We start from the raw sequence: 16,414 nt of genomic DNA, 5'->3' as shown, positions 1-16,414 counted from the left end.
TTTGCACTTAGCCGGGCAATGCCCTGAGGGGCAGAGCAGCCGGTAGTGGTTTCTAAGGCATCATCCCAAAAAGCATAGGCGAGATAGCCCGAGCCAACTGTGTTAATGACATTAAAGTCAAAGGTATTATTGCAGTTGGCTCGGGCTATCTCGCCTATGCTTTTTGGGATGATGCCTTAGAAACCACTACCGGCTGCTCTGCCCCTCAGGGCATTGCCCGGCTAAGTGCAAATCGTCAGGAAATTACAGTACGCTTCCGGATGCGCAATCTGGAGAATGTCAGCGAGTTCCTGCCGGAAACGACCTTCCGGGGCGTTAGGCTTTGAGCCATTTTCAATTCCAGGGAAATACGCTGCAATCAAGGACTAAAATTTTATTGCCCCAATCCCCAAAAAAAGTGATGCCCGGCATAAGAATTGGTGATTTCAGTACGTTACACTACTCCTAAAGCAGACCGCCTTCGGCTTTGTGCGCGAGCGCTCCCCCTTGCGTAATACGTGCGAAGTGGTTATTTTAGGAGCCGATCATCAAACGAACAGCAGGAAACCAACCGGTACCGGCATCAAAGCTAAACCATGAATTTTCACGCAGCGAAAGCTTTTATCCTCGACAGACTGGAGTCAGAACTCAGCGATCAATTGTACTACCACGGCATTCATCACACCCTTGATGTACTGTACACCGTGGAGGAGCTCTGCTATTACGAAAAGGTAACCCCCTACGAGGAAATGCTGCTAAAAACCGCCGCGCTGTTCCACGATTCCGGCTTTACCATCTCTGCACAGGAGCACGAGCGCCTCGGTTGCGGTATTGCCCGCGAGTACCTGCCCGGCTATGGGTATAAAGAACAGGAAATTGAGCGCATCTGCGGGATGATCATGGCGACCAAGATTCCACAAACGCCCAAAAACAATTTGGAGCAAATCATGTGCGATGCCGACCTCGACTACCTCGGGCGTGACGATTTCTATGATATCGGGCGTACGCTTTTTGAAGAGCTCAAAGCTTCCAATGTGCTCTCCTCCGAAGAAGCCTGGAACCGTATTCAGGTCAGTTTTCTGGAACAGCACAGCTTTTTCACCCGCACCAACCGCAAGCGCCGTACCCCCAAAAAGCAGCGCTACTTATCTGAATTAAAGGAACTTGTAGCGGAATACGAAAAAAATTAGTGCGCAAAGCAGCGCATCGGGCTGCCCGGCCGTTTATGTTATAGTTTGATGATATAGGCGTAAATTTTGTAAGCAGCCCCTAGCTACACTCACTAGTTTTAATTGTAGGGGCTGCCTACTTTTATCTCCCATTGCTTTTTCTTCCCGTTTAAACTTCTATATTTTCGTCTGGTCTAAAGGTGACACAAAAACACCCTGCTGCTATGACTGTGCCCCGGATGCTAACCCTCACTGCTGCTTTCGCTGTATTGTCTGCCCTCACGGCTTTCGGCCCTGATTTTGACCCTGTCGGTAATGATTGCCTGGACCTGCCGGAAGAAGCGCCGTTCAATTACGCCAACCTGCCTTTGCCGCCTTTCCTCAATGCGCCCCCCATTCAGGGAGCTGATAATACACCCCCTGATAATCCCGTCACCGATGAAGGGGCAACCTTGGGGCGGGTCCTCTTTTACGATACCCGCCTGTCGGTCAACCAAACGGTCTCCTGTGCTTCCTGCCACAAACAGGAACTCGCTTTCTCGGATGATGCCACGCTGAGCGAAGGTTTCGATGGGGAACATACCGCCCGGCACTCTATGGGGCTGAGCATGGCTAAGTATTATCCCAACGGGCATTTCTTTTGGGATGAGCGGTCCGGCACCCTGGAAGAACAGGCGCTGTTGCCGATTCAGGACCCCGTGGAAATGGGGCTTACCCTGGACGAACTCATTTTTCGCCTGGAAACCACGGCGTTTTATCCGTCCCTTTTTGCAAGCGCCTATGGCGATGCTGCAATCACAGAAGACCGCATTGCCCGGGCCCTCGCCCAATTCATCCGCTCTATGGTCAGCTATCAGTCCAAATGGGATCAGGGGCGGCAGCAGGCGCCTCCGGGCCCGCCTAATCAGGGCCCGCTGCCCAACTTTACGGATCAGGAGAACCTCGGCAAAGCCGTCTTTTTTGATCCGGAATTGGGGAATTGCGCCGTTTGCCACGGAACAGATGCCTTCATCGCGTCCGAGGCGCGCAATAACGGCCTGGATACCGACCCCTCCATCGATCCGGGGCTGGGAGGTGTCACGGGTATCCCGCAGGAAATCGGGCTTTTCAAGGTGCCTTCCCTCCGCAATATCGGGCTGACCGCGCCCTACATGCATGATGGCCGCTTCGAAACGCTGGAGGAAGTGGTGGACCACTACAACAGTAACGTGCAGCCCCATCCTAATTTGTCTCATCAGCTCCGTATCGGGCCCAGCGGCCCGCCCCGCCCCCTCAATCTGACGGAGGAAGAACAAGAGGCCCTCGTCGCCTTTCTCCACACCCTGACCGATGAAGCTTTTATTACGGATGAGCGCTGGTCGGACCCGTTCTGCGGTACGCCTTCTTCTACGCTGGAGCCATTGCCACAACAGGGATGGACGGTTTTTCCCAACCCTGCCGGCCCCACCTTTACCGTGCGCCTGGACCACTGGTCGGGGCAGCCGGCCCAACTCCTGTTAATGAACAGCAACGGGCAGCAAGTCCGCTCCTGGACGGTCTCCCAACCGGTCCTGCAACTTCACCGTCAGCAGCTGGCATCGGGCTTGTACTATTTGGTACTGCAGGGGCAAAATGAGGTGTCCACTCAGCCTGTTGTCTTCAAATAAAGCCTTCTTATCGAACAAAGCCGGGCAAAAGACGAGTTGTACCTTTAGATCACTTCTTAAAGAACCATTTTGCATGACATCTAAAATGCCTGTCTATGTTTGATCAACTTTTGGAAACCTCTTATGCCTGGATACTGCCTTTAGTAGAGCTTGCAGTGGCAGGGCTTTTGGGTTTCGTACTCTTTTGGGGAATTTTCAAAGGAATACGCTGGTACGGTGACCGCCGCGACAACTTGCCCTTTCAGTCGGTCAACCGCAATCTGCGCCTGCCCGCACGGTTCCTTGGTATGGTTATTGGGCTGAATATTGCCGTGGCTTTCATTGAGGTCAACGAGACCATAGCCGGTAACCTGAGCATCCTGTTTGAAAGCCTGATCTATGTCTTTGGTGGGTGGGCCGTTATTGAGCTGACGGATGTGGTGAGCGACCTGGTCCGGGACCGTTTCCGATTGTCTAAAGAGAACAACCTGACCGAGCGGAAAATCATGACGCAGTTTCAGTACATCAAGCGGGTCGTTTCTGTAGTCGTGTTTATTGTAGCGGTCGCTTTCATTTTGCTGCAATTTGACAAAGTCCGGGAATTAGGCACCGGGCTATTGACATCAGCAGGCGTGGCAGGCATCATTATTGGCCTGGCCGCCCAAAAGTCGATTGCCAACCTGCTCGCTGGCTTTCAGCTGGCTTTCACGCAGCCCATCCGCATTGATGATGTGGTTATCGTGGAGAATGAATGGGGTAAAATTGAAGAGATCACCTTAACCTACGTGGTGGTCCGCATCTGGGATGAGCGCCGGCTGGTGGTCCCTCTGAATTACTTCAATGAGAAACCGTTCCAAAACTGGACACGCAGCTCTTCCCAATTGCTCGCTTATGTCTACCTCTATACCGACTACCGGGTGCCGGTGGACGCCCTACGCGAAAAGCTGACCGAATTACTTGAGGGTGCCCCCCTGTGGGACAAACGGGTGAATAATGTGCAGGTAAGCAATGCCGACCGGCAAACCATGGAAATCCGGGCACTGATGAGCGCCCGTAACGCACCCGAAGCCTGGGATTTGCGTTGCCAGATCCGGGAAGGCCTGATCACCTTCATTCAGGAAGAATATCCGGAAAGCCTCCCAAGGACCCGCGTGGAGTGGTTCCCGGCACAGCAAAGCGCGGTCCCTCAAAATGGAAACGGTGCGCCCGGGCAGGTGCCATCCGGGCACAAGGGCGGTGCGCCGGAGCAATAGAGGTAATGCGTTGGGGCCGTGTTGTGTAGTGGGAAAAGGAGCTGTTTTCTCACCCAAAAGGTTTTCTTTATCTTGGCAGTCTATTAGAGATTATGAACGTAAATTTTGTATGCCCTGAATCATCCATCCTATGATTGCCACTTTTTCGACGCCCAAGCTAAAAGCCCTGTATGAGCCTGTACGGCAATTTCTGGAAGCCCAAATATACCCCAACGAACTCCGCTGGCTGCGTACGCCTTTCCAGGAAGTAGAACGGGAAATCCGGGCTTTGCGCCCAAAAGCACAAGCCACGGGTGCCTGGAATGCAGCCCTGAGTGCAGAAGAAGGCGGACCCGGTCTCCTGCTCACAGAGTTTGCCCAAATCAGCGAACTGCTGGGTACTTCGCCCTTCGGCCACCTGGCCTTCAACTGTCAGGCACCGGATGCGGGCAATATCGAGCTGCTCCTGCAGTACGGTAGCCCGGACATTCGTACCACCTACCTCAAGCCCCTGCTCGCTGGTGATATCCGGTCCTGCTTTGCCATGACCGAGCCGGCCTACGCGGGTTCCAATCCGGTACGCCTGGGCACCACTGCGGTAAGACAAGAGGACGAGTATGTCATTAACGGGCACAAGTGGTTTACCACCGCTGCAGATGGCGCTGCCTTTACCATCATAATGGCCGTTACCAACCCCGATGCCGAGTCGCCCTATGCCCGGGCCAGCATGATACTGGCCCCAACGGACCTGCCCGGTTTTGAGCTGGTGCGCAATATCCCGATTATGGGCCATGCCGGGGAGGGCTGGCACAGTCATGCTGAAGTGAAGTTCAACGACCTCCGTGTCCCGGCTGCCAACCTGCTGGGCAATGAGGGCGAGGGCTTCAAACTGGCACAGGAGCGCCTGGGCCCGGGCCGTATCCACCACTGCATGCGTTGGATTGGCATCTGTGAGCGCAGCTTTCACATGATGTGCAAACGTGCGGCCACCCGCGAACTGAGCGAAGGCCACATGCTGGGCGAAAAGCAGATGGTTCAGTCCTGGATTGCTGAAAGCCGTGCTCAAATCGATGCCTCGCGGTATATGGTGCTCCACACGGCGCTCAAAATGCAGGAAGAGGGGCAGCGGGCAGCGAGTACCGAAATTTCTACTATCAAATTCTTTGTGGCGGATGTGATGCAGCGGGTGGTCGACCGGGCACTACAGGTCCACGGCGCATTGGGTATTACTGACGATACCATCCTGTCCTTCTTCTACCGGGAGGAGCGGGGCGCCCGCATTTACGACGGCCCGGACGAGGTGCATAAAGCTTCGCTGGCCCGAAAAATCCTGAAGCAATATGGGCTAAAAGCAAAGCGGTAATACTGAAACCCAGGAATCGGCGTTTGGAAAATAAACCCTCAAACCATGCGCCACTTTTTCCTGATCTGCCTGCCGATCCTGTTTTTGAGCAAGGCATACACTCAGCCCGCAGATACTCTTATTCAACCTACCTCTCCTCCTGAGGCGACCGCCACCCACAGTCAGGTGAGCCTGAAAGTGACGGACATGCAGGGGCGGAGCTGGAAAGACATGCCCCTTTGGCTCATCAGCCCGGAGCAACCGGGAGTGGTCTACCAGGCGGTCACCAACAGCCGCGGGCAGGCCTACTTCCTCTTGCCTAAGGGTGCTTCCTACCAGGTCAATGCAGAGGATCAGCCCGCATTTGGTGCAGTCAAAACCCTGAATGACGGCTATGTGCGCAGCCGCTACACCCTTTTTTATGCGCCGAAGACCTACACCGAAACCGAGCGGGGGGACACCGTTTTCCAGGACGTACCGCCCACCCAACAGCCCATCCGCAGCCGCATTTTGCTAAGGCTGCTGGTTAAGAATTTCGAGGGAGCGCCCCTTCCGGATGAAGACATCTATTTCAATTATCAAAGCAACGGAAAGGTTTTTGCCGTAACCACCGGAGCGGACGGGCAGGCGCTGCTGATGCTGCCCCGGGGCGACAGTATACAACTCAGTACCGCTTTCGTTCCGAATGTATCCGGTTTTGAACTGCCCGATGATGACCGCCTTGGCACCCTCCGGCTGACCCTGCAAACGATCGGCAAGGAAGCCTTTTTGAAACGTGAAGCCGAACGTGCCCGCCTTGCTGCAAGGAGGGACTCCCTGTATGAACTCGCCCGTGCACGCGACTCCATTGCCGCAGCCCGGGATTCTCTGCGATTACTGACCGGTGATTACGACTACCTGTTTCTCATGAACTCCGGGTTAAACATGAAGCAAATCCTGGAAAAAGTGGGCGAACAAGCCGCCGCAGAACGGGAACAACTGGCTAAAAACGAGCAGCTCTATGAGCTGACCGGAGAATCTGTCAAGTCGGCTTTTTACCGCAACCGGGCCGGGTGGTCGAGCAACGTCATCGTCACCGACCTGACCGGCAGTATGCACCCGTACATGGACGAAGTGCTGCTTTGGCATGCCCTCGCGGTCGTGCCCGGAGCCCAAAACCGCTACCTCTTTTTCAACGATGGCGACCGGAAGCCCGAAAAGCCAATTGGAGCAACCGGAGGGTTTTATACTACCGAAATACCTGATATGCCCGCCCTGTTGCAGACCATGCAATCCACTACGAACGGAGGCAGCGGGGGCGAATCTGAGGAAAACGATATTGAAGCCCTGCTCGAAGCCATGCGCATGATGGGCGAGGGAGACGAGCTCGTCCTGATCGCCGACAACTACAGCGATGTGCGGGATATGGAATTGCTGCCCCAACTCCGCACACCAGTAAGAATCGTGCTCGCCGGCAATCTCGACCACGGCATTAACGAAGACTACCTGCAAATCGCATGGGCGACGGGCGGCTCCATCCACACCCTCACCGAAGATATCGAAACCCTCAAGACCGTCAATGAAGGGCAGCTGATCACCATCGGCAGTCATCGGTACCGGATGAGCAGTGGCGTATTTATCAAAGAGTAAATCCGTACCTATTCTTCGGCGGCGGCCCAGATCGCATCCAGAAGGCCTCCTTCTTCCCGAGTATCATTACTGAGTTGCCAGAACATGATACCTCCGAGCCCTGCTTCCTGTGCGTAGTCTGTTTTAAGGGTTACGGACTCGGGGTCATCATAAGAGATAAAGATGCTGTCTTGTGAATTGAACAGAAATGGAGCTGATGCTACCGGGTCCCAGTGCCGGACAAACCCATTTTTATTTTCATATTCATTACGGATAGCCCCATAATCGAGCCAACCGGTATGCACGCCTTTATTAGGTTGGTAGAGCCCGTTGTTGGCTGAGGGGACGCCTTTCCAGGCTCTGCCGTAAAATGCGCCGCCAATCACCAGCTGCTTAGGGTCGACGCCCAGGCCTTTTACATAATTCACAATACGCTTAGCCGAACGCGGTGCCCAGTCGTATTCCGCCTCCGGTCTTTCTTCCCGCCGCTTCGCTACGGTATCCAGGATCGGCAGCCCCTCTAGGTCAGACTCTTCAATCAGCCCCAGGGGCGTGTGGTGCCCGGTAACCGGTGATCGGCCTCCTACCTGATCATAGGTCATGATATTCATGTAATCGGCATACTTCATCACCTCTACCGTCTCAATATTGTAATAATAGCGTTCCCAGCCTGCTGAGGCAAAAGTCAGCGTTTGAGGGCGGTCCAGCGTATCCATCGCTTCCCGCAGGCCTTTCATCAGCAGGGTGAAATTCTCCTTATCCTCGGGGCGGGCCCTCGTACCAGCTGCCGGAATCGCCGGATATTCCCAGTCCATATCCAGGCCGTCCAGGTCATAGCGCTTCAGGAACTCAATGGTGCTGCGGATGAAAGTATCCCGGGTGCCTGCCGTGGAAGCGGCATCCGAAAATCCATCGGCTCCCCAGCCCCCGCAGGCGATCATGACTTTGAGGTCGGGGTGTTTTTCCCGCTGTGCAACTAGGACGCGCATGAGCGAATCGTGCCCCGGACTCGTAAAGGCCATCTCCCCATTCACAATATTGCTAAAGGAATAGATGATGTGGGTGAGCTTTTCGAGGGGGAGGTCGCCCGGTGGGAAACGGTCGTTGGCTACGTAGTAGGCCATGATGGCAAAGTCGTCGTTCGCAGGCTCCGTATCCGTAGCATCCGTTGCCGTGCTACAGTTTAGCAATGGAAGCAGGCAAAAAGCCAGTAAGATATTGGTCAGGCGCATCGTCGTTGGTTTTAGGTTTTGGAATGTTAAAAAAGACAAACAACCCGGCATTCTGGTTTTAATCGGAAGCGGTTTTCACAGCGTCTTCAACTTGTTTTGGTACCGCCTCAAGCCCCAGTATCTCTTCAGCAAACCGGAAGGTCTCCTCCCGGACGTGGTCCAGGTCTTTCGAGCCTATGTAGGAGGCTAGTGCGTGATTGTCGACGTCGGGAAAGGCAACTTTTCGCTTCAGTTTGGCGGGTGTACCCAGCTGATCGTACATCTCCAGCATAGCCGGCACAGAGACCACCTGATCCTGTATGCTGTCATTTTTGAAGTAGTAGCCCAGGAAAAAAGGGGCTTCGACCGCAGCAAAGGTTTCGGGTACCATACCTTGCTCCACCAGGTTTTGTAACTGCACCAGGCCCTCCAGCCGGTAATGATTGTACCAATACTTCATGAATTCCTCTTCCGCATCAAAATGCCGGTGGGTTCCGCCTACCATCTGCCGGGCAATCTGCAGCCCCCAGGGCATCGTCAGCACCTTTGCGCTTTCCGATTTGATGCGGATGTTGGGCGAATAAGCGACAATCCCATCTACCAGTTCCGGGTGCTGTGCGGCTAATAACAAGGACAGCGTCCCTCCGGTGGAGGTACTCATGAGTATGACTTTTTTCCCAATCCGGTGCCCGACTGCAAGAGCGTGGGCGGCGGTTTCCAGTACAGAGTCCGGGTGATAATGCAACAGTTTGTCCTCCACATCCAGCCCGTGGTCGCGCCATCGGGCCACATAGAGATTGCACCCGTAGCGTGCTGCGAACTCCCGGTGAATCGGTTCGCCTTCCACGTAAGTGGCCGTAAAGCCCGGCAGGTAGACCAAAGCGTATTCGGTTCGGCGGGGCAGGCTATCGGCCCAGATGATGCGGGCTTCATTATTGGGCTTTAGGCTGGGAGTGGCCTGCTCAGCGTTGGTTATGCTGTCTCCAAGTGCAGCGATGGCAGTCGTGAGATTAGGCAGCTGAGCCTGTAGCTGAGGCGGGGCAGGTTTGGGGCCCAGCAGGTAGAGTACGACGAGCCCGGCGAGTAGTATGCCGATGATTTTTAATGCTTTCACAGGTGCTTTTTGCTGTAAAGTTAGCAGAGTGGCGGGCATTCTTCAATAATTCAGGGGTTTTGCTCCTGAGGCAGGGACTAATCTCAATCCTGAAAAACCGACTGATCAAATATTGGATTCAGGGAACAGGTAAAGGCAGCCAACACCGTTTCAGGTGCGATTCGCTGATAAAAGCTTGTTGGGGCAACCCTCCTTCGATTCCCGTGAGTGTTCTATTGTTCCACTGTTTGGCTGGACAGGTTCAATACCCATCAGATCCAAAAAACATTGCAAGGATTGATTACATCCCCCGGTGTTCCCCAACTCCTTTAATAGTGTTGACGCGTTGGGAATCATTACAGTTTAAAATGGCTTTTTGAAATGAACCGTTACATTCCTTCCCTACTTTTTGGATTCTTCGTCGTTTTGCTCCCGGTAATTGGCGATGCACAGTGGTTGGACTGGAGCGCCCTCCGCAACCCCGTTTATCAGCACGAAGGCTGGAGCGTGAAGGATGCATGTATGATTTATAACGAAGCGGATAGTACCTTTTACCTATTCTTTTCAGCCTTTTATTTCGATGATGGCCGCGAGAGGAGCCATTTGTCAGCTGTAAAAACTAAGGATTTTAGGTCCTTCTCCGATCCGCTTTTCCTATGGGATGGCCGAAAAGACGGCTGGATTGGGCTGTGCTCTCCCAACCTCACGGTAGTGCAGGGCAAGTACATCCTTACTTACAATTCATGGGGCGATAAGAAAGGCAAACCCAACCAGCTATTCTACGCAGTATCGGAAGATTTGGAGCATTGGGAAAGGGATATTCCTCTCGCTCACGAGTTGACTACGGATAAAAGAGCAATCGACGCTTCCCTGGCCTATCACGAGGGAAAGTACATTCTTTCGTGGAAGGGGAAAAAAGGCAAAACCAGAATGGCCTGCAGTGAATCTGATCTGGATAGTTTCCAATTCATCAATTTTGGCTATCCGGTATACCTCATGCGGGAAGGCGGAGAAAATGGAATGATTCACGAAAATTATGAATACTTCCAGGCAGATGATCAATGGTGGTGCCTGACTACGGATTATGCATATAACCCCTATCGGGAACATGCTCCGTATTTATATAAGTTAAAGGAAGCGCCAAGTCAATTTCCAAGCTGGCTACAATGGGAAGACGGCTACAAAATAACCATCCCCATTGAAAAAGGATTTAACACCAGCTATGCAGCCAATGCAGCCTTTATCTGCGATGGGAGGGCTTACGATGGGTACTACTATATGATCTATGCGGGAAGGACAGAGAATAAAACCCATGCGAAAAGAGGAGACAATAAGCTGGGGCTTGCCCGTTCCAGGGATTTAGTAAATTGGGATATTGCAGGAGAGCGTTAACTTCTCCTACAATAGGGGTCTAATAAGCGCGTGTTGGGACTTTAGTAAGCGGCAGTAAAGCCCGGCAAATACACCAATGCGTACTCGGTCTGCGGGGCGGGCTGTCCGCCCAAATGATGCGGTCTTCGTTATTGGGCTTTAGGTTGGGGGATGGCTTGCTCAGCGTTGGCGATGCTGTCTCCAAGTGCAGCGATGGCAGTCGCGAGAACAGGCAGCTGAGCCTGTAGCTGAGGCGGGGCAGGTTTGGAGCCCAGTAGGTAGAGTACCACGAGCCCGGCGGGTAGTATACCGATGATTTTAAATGCTTTGACAGGTGCTTTTTGCTGCTCAGCCCTGGGCAACACAGCAATCAGGCTTACGGCGCACTCAAAATATTCCTACCTTTGGCAAAAAAATCGGGATGTCTACTGTTATCCACCATATCGCTATCCATGAATTGCAGAAAGAAGCCGACGAGAGCGGCGCGAAGGTCTTTCTGAGCCAGCATTGCCTGCCGGTAGAAGAACGGGCGCAGGCGCTTTCCGACAAACTGCATGATACGTTTGTGCGCAAAGAGGATACGCTGCAGGGGTACCTGAGCCCGCCGGAAGATGCGCTCTTCCCCGGTTACTTTCAGATACTGGCCGACAGCGGGCTGACCGAAGAGGCTTTCCTCTCTTTTACCCGGGAGACGATGAACGCCCTGCAACTCACCCTGCAAGGTGTGCTCGGCGCTAAAGGCGGCTACCTCGTCTACATCGACTATACCGAGGAGCAGACCCATCAGCGGGTGATCGGTATTTTTCTGGTGCGGGATACCGAAGGCATGGTGTTTTCCAAAAAGGAAGAAGCTGCAGCTTTCGCGCTGAATGCGGTCACCTATCTCAATACCGAAAAACTGGCGATGGCCTGCCGCATCCTCGTCGATAAATTCACCGCCGGCGAGGGCCGGTGCGTGGAGCTGATCAAACACGCCAAAAGCCAAAAAGCCATCTCGGAGTACTTCATTCAGTGGATCGGGTTGGAGCGGCCGGAAAGCAGCCGTGACCTCACCCATTCTTTCCTGGAAATGGTCAATGAGTTGCCTATGCCGGTAGACGAAGAAACGGGGGAAAGCATGAAAGAGCAGCAGTTCCATGAAAAAGTGCTCCACTTCGCCAACAGCAGCCCGCAGAAGGTCATCAATATTGAGGAGTTTGAACAGGAGTTTTACAAAAACGAAAACCCCGCACAACAGTATCTGCAGGACCACCAAGTGGAAATGGATAAGGAGTTCCGCTTCGACAAAAAGACCCTGAACCAGTTTTACAATCACAAGGTCAATGCTGACAAAATTTACCTCTATTTCAACAGCGGCCACCTTAAAGAGGGGGATATCGTGGTGGAGGGCAACCGCGTGATTATCACCTCCGAGGACCTTGCAGATCAAATCCTGGACTTGGGCAGCCGGTAGGGAAATAAGGCCGTGCCCAACCCTGCGTAACGAAAATCTGTTGCCTATAAAAAAGCTTATGCGACTACTGCCCTTTTTGATGCTAATCAGCCTTTTTACGCTTAGCTGCGGGAGGATCAACCCGCCCGGCCCCAGGCTCTTCAAGTCCTCCAAGTTGCCGGTAGATGACATCCAATTGCCGGAGGGTTTTGCGATTGAGGTCTACGCCGAAGGCCTCAAAAATGCCCGTTCTATGGACTTGTCGCCCGATGGCACGCTCTTCGTGGGCACGCGTGGCGAGGGCAAAGTTTACGCCCTAAAGGATACCAACGGCGACGGTCGGCCCGATCAACGTTACGTTCTGGCAGCAGGCCTGAAGATGCCCAACGGCGTGGCTTTCCGCGACGGGGACTTGTACGTAGCGGAGGTCAGCCGCATTCTGCGCTTTCCGGATATCGAAAACAAGCTAGGCAACCCCGGTACGCCGGAGGTGGTCTTTGACGGCTATCCTACCGAGACCCACCACGGCTGGAAATACATTGCTTTTGGGCCGGATGGCAAGCTGTATGTACCGGTGGGCGCCCCCTGCAACATTTGCGAAAGCGAACAAGAGGCCTTTGCCTCTATCACCCGCCTCAATCCGGACGGCAGTGGTATGGAAGTGGTACAACACGGCATCCGCAATACGGTGGGCTTCACCTGGCACCCCGAAACCGGCGAGCTCTGGTTTACCGATAATGGGCGCGACTGGATGGGCGACGATCAGCCCTACTGCGAGCTCAACCGTGCGTCCGAAGACGGTATGCACTTCGGCTACCCTTACTGCCATCAGGGCGACCTGTCTGATCCGGAGTTTGGCGAGCAGCGGCCCTGTGATGACTTCACCCCTCCGGCGGCCAAGCTTGGGCCCCACGTTGCACCACTGGGGCTGGAGTTTTATACCGGAAAGCAGTTCCCGAAGTCTTATCAAGGGCAGATCTTCGTCGCGGAGCATGGCTCCTGGAACCGCAGTGAGAAAATCGGCTACCGGGTGATGATGGCTACCCTGGAAGGCAATGAAGTGGTCAGCTACAAACCCTTCGCTGAAGGCTGGCTGGACGACGGTGATGTCTGGGGCCGCCCCGTTGATCTTGAGCTGCTGCCGGATGGTTCGATGCTGGTCAGTGATGACTTTGCCGATGCCATTTACCGGATTTATTACAATCCCAAATCATGAAGCCGCGTACGGCATGGGACGCCCAGCTCTATGACCAAAAGCACGCCTTTGTTTCTGAATACGGCAAAGGCCTAATCGGATGGCTGAACCCCAAGCTTGGAGAGCACATCCTGGATTTGGGCTGTGGTACCGGGCACCTGGCTCATGAAATTGCTCAGGCTGGCTGTGAGGTGGTTGGGATGGATGCCTCAGCGGAGATGGTTGAACAAGCGCGCAGGGCATTTCCGAAACTGCACTTTGAGGTGGGCGATGCTACCAATTTCTCCTTCGCAGCGCCATTCGATGCGATTTTTTCTAATGCCACCTTGCATTGGGTACTGGACTATCGGGCGGCAATAGCGTGCATGTACCGTCATTTGAAGCCGGGGGGCAGGCTGGTGCTGGAAATGGGCGGAGCCGGGAATATTGAAAGTATCATCCGGCAGCTCCGCACCGAATTGCAAAACCGTGGCTACCAGGCACAAAGTGAATTGCAGCTTTGGTTCTTCCCGGGCATCGGCACCTACACAAGTGCGCTGGAGGCTGCTGGGTTTCAGGTGAAAATCGCTCAGCATTACGACCGCCCCACGCAATTACAATCGTCAGCGCACGGTGTGGAAGACTGGCTGAGTATGTTTGCCGGCGCTTTCTTCGAAGGAGTCCCCGGGGAAGAAGCGGCTGAGATTAGGGCACAGGTACAGGCCGCGGTCCGCCCCCAACTTTTTCGGGATGGCCATTGGTACGCCGACTATAAAAGGCTGCGCGTGATGGCTGTGAAGCCTTTCCGGGCAGATAAAGATTGAAGAATTGGTTAAAAACCGGTAAATTACAGCTATAATCCTCAAGCCGTGACTGAATACGCTCATTTCCTGTCCCCGTTTGGCTGCCTTCGTGTAGAGGGTAGTGAAGATGGCATCAGCCTGGTGCAGATGGTGTCGACCAAGCCTTGTCCCACGGGGCCTATCCCGGCGGTCCTCAAACCCTGCATACAGCAGCTGGCGGAATACTTTCGCGGCGACCGGGATGGCTTTAACCTCAAGCTTGACTTTGGAGATGCCCCGCCTTTCCACAGAGCCGTCTGGAATGAGCTCCTGAAAATCCCCTATGGCCACACCACCACTTATCAGGCAATTGCTGAAAATCTGGGGGATAAAAAAGCCGTACGTGCGGTAGGGCAGGCCAACCGGCATAATCCTATTGCCATCATCGTACCCTGCCACCGGTGTATTGCCAAAAGCGGGGAACTGCAAGGGTACTTTTACGGGTTGGATATGAAACGGCAGTTGCTGGAATTGGAAAACCCGCTGAGCTTTGCCCGTCAGGGAAGCCTGTTTTAAGCGCGGCAAAATATAGTCCCAACTTATGCTACAGATAAAATTTAAACTTTAACCGATGGAGGTCACCACTCAAATCCCGACAACCCTGGAAGAACGCCTGAAATGCGGCACAGAGCTGCGTATTGCGGCAAGCTGGGAAGACTTTTTGGAGATCCTGCCTGCTGCAGAGTACCGCGTGGAGTACTACGGTGGCGAAATTATTTCTGTTATGGGCCAAGCTTCTGATAATCATGAATTGATCGTTGCTGCAATTATCAAGTTGATCAGTAATCTTTTGGACAAAGATGATACTTATTACATCTACGGCAGCAATCTGCCCCTTTACGCAGAGGGCATAACCAAAAATTACTACAACGCGGATTGCACCGTCGTCAGGGGAAAAGCCGAGAAGAAAGAAGTACTGCCCGGGGTAAACGCTACCACCAACCCAGTCTTGCTGGTCGAAGTACTGTCTCCTTCCACCGAGCAGGAAGACCTCTCCACCAAACTGCACCACTACCGCGAAATACCCTCTGTACAGCAGCTGCTGTTTATTCACAGTACGTCCATGCGGGTAACGAGCTACACCCGTGAGCCCGAGCAGGATGGATGGCTGCTGCGGGATTTCACAGCTGAATCCGAGTCTTGCCCGGTACTGGGCGAGGGAGGTTTTCTGCTGGGGGATTTATACCGGAAGGTGACGTTCTGATGCTTTTCACTGCTCAGTTTACTACGCTCTTTTCGCTCACTGTTTTCTCCCTGTCAGAACCATGCACCTTGCAGACAAAGTCAAAAAAATACAAAAAATATAATCCAGCCCCTAAAAAATCTTCGTAGCTGATTCTGTAAGTCATTTTTTCAGATAAACCAGAATCATTATGACCCAAAAGCTACTTAGATCCTTAACCGTATTGGTATTCCTTGCCGGTTTTACCCCGGCAAAAGCACTGAAAATACCAGTAGTTTCTGCCCTTGACAACGTGACGGGCTCCCTCCGGCTGGCAGTTAGCGCTGCTTCTCCCGGAGATACGATCTCCTTTGACCTGGCGCTGGATGGCATTCCTGTTGTCCTTGCCGGCAGCGAGGTTATCATAGACAAATCTCTGACCATCGTCGGTAACGGCTCTGTCAATACCATGATCAGTGCCAACAACCTTAGCCGAATTTTTAATGTCTCAAGTGGGGCATCTGTAGTCATTCAGGACCTGATGCTGATGAATGGTAGCAGTTCCAGTTTGGGTGGTGCTATCCTCTGCAATAGTGCAGAATTGGTCCTTTCCAATACGGTTATTACGAATTCAACGGCAAGTGGAGCCGCTGCAACTGAAGGTGGCGGCGGTATCGCTAATGTGGGAGGCAATATTACCATTATCGACTCCGAAATCTCCAATAATACGGCATCCGGGATGTCTGGTAGTGGCGGCGGCATCCTCAATTTGTCCGATGGCACCCTCACGGTAACTAATTCTACCATTACTGGGAATACAGCGATGCGCGCCGGCGGCGGCATTGAAGACGTCTCTGGCGAAAGTACGGTCGTTACGCTGGCCGACGTCACCCTTAGTAGCAACACCACTGGCAGCGCTCCGGGCAATGGCGGCGGCGTGCACATCACCGGCCCTGGCGATATGGACATCACTGGCGGCATGGTCACCGGCAACACCGCAGCAGCCGAGGGCGGTGGTCTATGGAACGGCGCGGGCCTTATGACGGTCACCAACGTGATGATCGACGGCAATACCGCGAGCGGCAACGACGCCGATCAGGGCGGCGGCGGCATCTACAACCTGAGCGGCACAGTAATGGTCACAGGTGGCGTCATTTCTAATAATACCGCCGAT

15 protein-coding genes are annotated in these 16,414 nt (G+C 53.6%); 12 read left to right on the top strand and 3 right to left on the bottom strand.

Going from position 1 to position 16,414, the window contains the following annotated elements:
• Window positions 1–575: 575 nt before the first annotated feature.
• The 5 genes from RIC19_RS13050 (at window position 576) to RIC19_RS13030 (ending at window position 6,976) form a co-directional block, all read left to right on the top strand.
• On the top strand, window positions 576–1,169 hold the full coding sequence (locus tag RIC19_RS13050) for an HD domain-containing protein (protein WP_350178768.1): 594 nt from the start codon (window positions 576–578) through the stop codon (window positions 1,167–1,169).
• Between the two features lie 203 nt (window positions 1,170–1,372).
• Window positions 1,373–2,794: a cytochrome c peroxidase gene (locus RIC19_RS13045; RefSeq protein WP_350178767.1), complete on the top strand. Its 1,422-nt coding sequence runs from the start codon at window positions 1,373–1,375 to the stop codon at window positions 2,792–2,794.
• A gap of 95 nt (window positions 2,795–2,889) precedes the next feature.
• Window positions 2,890–4,026, top strand: coding sequence for a mechanosensitive ion channel family protein (locus tag RIC19_RS13040; RefSeq protein WP_350178766.1), 1,137 nt, complete (start codon window positions 2,890–2,892; stop codon window positions 4,024–4,026).
• Window positions 4,027–4,156: 130 nt separating this feature from the next.
• Complete coding sequence (locus RIC19_RS13035) at window positions 4,157–5,368, top strand: acyl-CoA dehydrogenase family protein (protein ID WP_350178765.1); 1,212 nt, start codon at window positions 4,157–4,159, stop codon at window positions 5,366–5,368.
• Window positions 5,369–5,413: 45 nt separating this feature from the next.
• A complete protein-coding gene (locus RIC19_RS13030; protein ID WP_350178764.1) occupies window positions 5,414–6,976 on the top strand; it encodes a hypothetical protein in 1,563 nt (520 codons plus the stop codon).
• An 8-nt stretch (window positions 6,977–6,984) separates the two neighbouring features.
• Here RIC19_RS13030 and RIC19_RS13025 read toward each other — a convergent pair whose 3' ends face one another.
• Both RIC19_RS13025 and RIC19_RS13020 read right to left on the bottom strand, forming a co-directional pair.
• The gene (locus tag RIC19_RS13025) at window positions 6,985–8,187 is read right to left on the bottom strand and encodes a glycoside hydrolase family 18 protein (protein WP_350178763.1); all 1,203 of its coding nucleotides are present in this window, start codon (window positions 8,185–8,187) and stop codon (window positions 6,985–6,987) included.
• Between the two features lie 58 nt (window positions 8,188–8,245).
• Entirely contained in the window at window positions 8,246–9,280 is a 1,035-nt protein-coding gene (locus RIC19_RS13020) for an alpha/beta hydrolase (RefSeq protein WP_350178762.1), read from the bottom strand.
• A 360-nt stretch (window positions 9,281–9,640) separates the two neighbouring features.
• Here RIC19_RS13020 and RIC19_RS13015 point away from each other — a divergent pair, with 360 nt between their 5' ends.
• Complete coding sequence (locus RIC19_RS13015; protein ID WP_350178761.1) at window positions 9,641–10,651, top strand: glycoside hydrolase family protein; 1,011 nt, start codon at window positions 9,641–9,643, stop codon at window positions 10,649–10,651.
• A 128-nt stretch (window positions 10,652–10,779) separates the two neighbouring features.
• Here the strand turns inward: RIC19_RS13015 and RIC19_RS13010 are convergent, their stop codons facing one another.
• Window positions 10,780–10,995, bottom strand: a complete 216-nt coding sequence (locus RIC19_RS13010; RefSeq protein ID WP_350178760.1) for a hypothetical protein — start codon at window positions 10,993–10,995, stop codon at window positions 10,780–10,782.
• A 56-nt stretch (window positions 10,996–11,051) separates the two neighbouring features.
• Here RIC19_RS13010 and RIC19_RS13005 point away from each other — a divergent pair, with 56 nt between their 5' ends.
• The 6 genes from RIC19_RS13005 to RIC19_RS12980 all read left to right on the top strand — a co-directional run.
• A complete protein-coding gene (locus tag RIC19_RS13005) occupies window positions 11,052–12,083 on the top strand; it encodes a nucleoid-associated protein (protein ID WP_350178759.1) in 1,032 nt (343 codons plus the stop codon).
• A gap of 58 nt (window positions 12,084–12,141) precedes the next feature.
• Window positions 12,142–13,278 (top strand): PQQ-dependent sugar dehydrogenase, encoded by a 1,137-nt coding sequence (locus RIC19_RS13000; protein WP_350178758.1) that lies wholly within the window; start codon window positions 12,142–12,144, stop codon window positions 13,276–13,278.
• Window positions 13,275–14,060 (top strand): class I SAM-dependent methyltransferase, encoded by a 786-nt coding sequence (locus tag RIC19_RS12995; RefSeq protein ID WP_350178757.1) that lies wholly within the window; start codon window positions 13,275–13,277, stop codon window positions 14,058–14,060. Before RIC19_RS13000 ends, RIC19_RS12995 begins: the two co-directional genes overlap by 4 nt.
• A 45-nt stretch (window positions 14,061–14,105) precedes the next feature.
• The gene (locus RIC19_RS12990; RefSeq protein WP_044217624.1) at window positions 14,106–14,594 is read left to right on the top strand and encodes a methylated-DNA--[protein]-cysteine S-methyltransferase; all 489 of its coding nucleotides are present in this window, start codon (window positions 14,106–14,108) and stop codon (window positions 14,592–14,594) included.
• Window positions 14,595–14,649: 55 nt separating this feature from the next.
• Window positions 14,650–15,282 (top strand): Uma2 family endonuclease, encoded by a 633-nt coding sequence (locus tag RIC19_RS12985; protein ID WP_350178756.1) that lies wholly within the window; start codon window positions 14,650–14,652, stop codon window positions 15,280–15,282.
• A gap of 169 nt (window positions 15,283–15,451) precedes the next feature.
• A partial coding sequence (locus RIC19_RS12980; protein ID WP_502930838.1) for a right-handed parallel beta-helix repeat-containing protein occupies window positions 15,452–16,414 on the top strand: 963 nt, incomplete at its 3' end.

Source organism: Phaeodactylibacter sp. (assembly GCF_040219495.1).
Taxonomy (GTDB): Bacteria; Bacteroidota; Bacteroidia; order Chitinophagales; family Saprospiraceae; genus Phaeodactylibacter.
Note: the sequence above shows the minus strand (reverse complement) of the source record. Positions and strands in the feature narration are given on the sequence as shown.

Bases quoted from the DNA above. Each gene is read 5' to 3' on its own strand.
- RIC19_RS13050 (WP_350178768.1), top strand. From the start codon at position 576: ATGAATTTTCACGCAGCGAAAGCTTTTATCCTCGACAGACTGGAGTCA.
- RIC19_RS13045 (WP_350178767.1), top strand. From the start codon at position 1,373: ATGACTGTGCCCCGGATGCTAACCCTCACTGCTGCTTTCGCTGTATTG.
- RIC19_RS13040 (WP_350178766.1), top strand. From the start codon at position 2,890: ATGTTTGATCAACTTTTGGAAACCTCTTATGCCTGGATACTGCCTTTA.
- RIC19_RS13035 (WP_350178765.1), top strand. From the start codon at position 4,157: ATGATTGCCACTTTTTCGACGCCCAAGCTAAAAGCCCTGTATGAGCCT.
- RIC19_RS13030 (WP_350178764.1), top strand. From the start codon at position 5,414: ATGCGCCACTTTTTCCTGATCTGCCTGCCGATCCTGTTTTTGAGCAAG.
- RIC19_RS13025 (WP_350178763.1), bottom strand. From the start codon at position 8,187: ATGCGCCTGACCAATATCTTACTGGCTTTTTGCCTGCTTCCATTGCTA.
- RIC19_RS13015 (WP_350178761.1), top strand. From the start codon at position 9,641: ATGAACCGTTACATTCCTTCCCTACTTTTTGGATTCTTCGTCGTTTTG.
- RIC19_RS13005 (WP_350178759.1), top strand. From the start codon at position 11,052: ATGTCTACTGTTATCCACCATATCGCTATCCATGAATTGCAGAAAGAA.
- RIC19_RS13000 (WP_350178758.1), top strand. From the start codon at position 12,142: ATGCGACTACTGCCCTTTTTGATGCTAATCAGCCTTTTTACGCTTAGC.
- RIC19_RS12995 (WP_350178757.1), top strand. From the start codon at position 13,275: ATGAAGCCGCGTACGGCATGGGACGCCCAGCTCTATGACCAAAAGCAC.
- RIC19_RS12985 (WP_350178756.1), top strand. From the start codon at position 14,650: ATGGAGGTCACCACTCAAATCCCGACAACCCTGGAAGAACGCCTGAAA.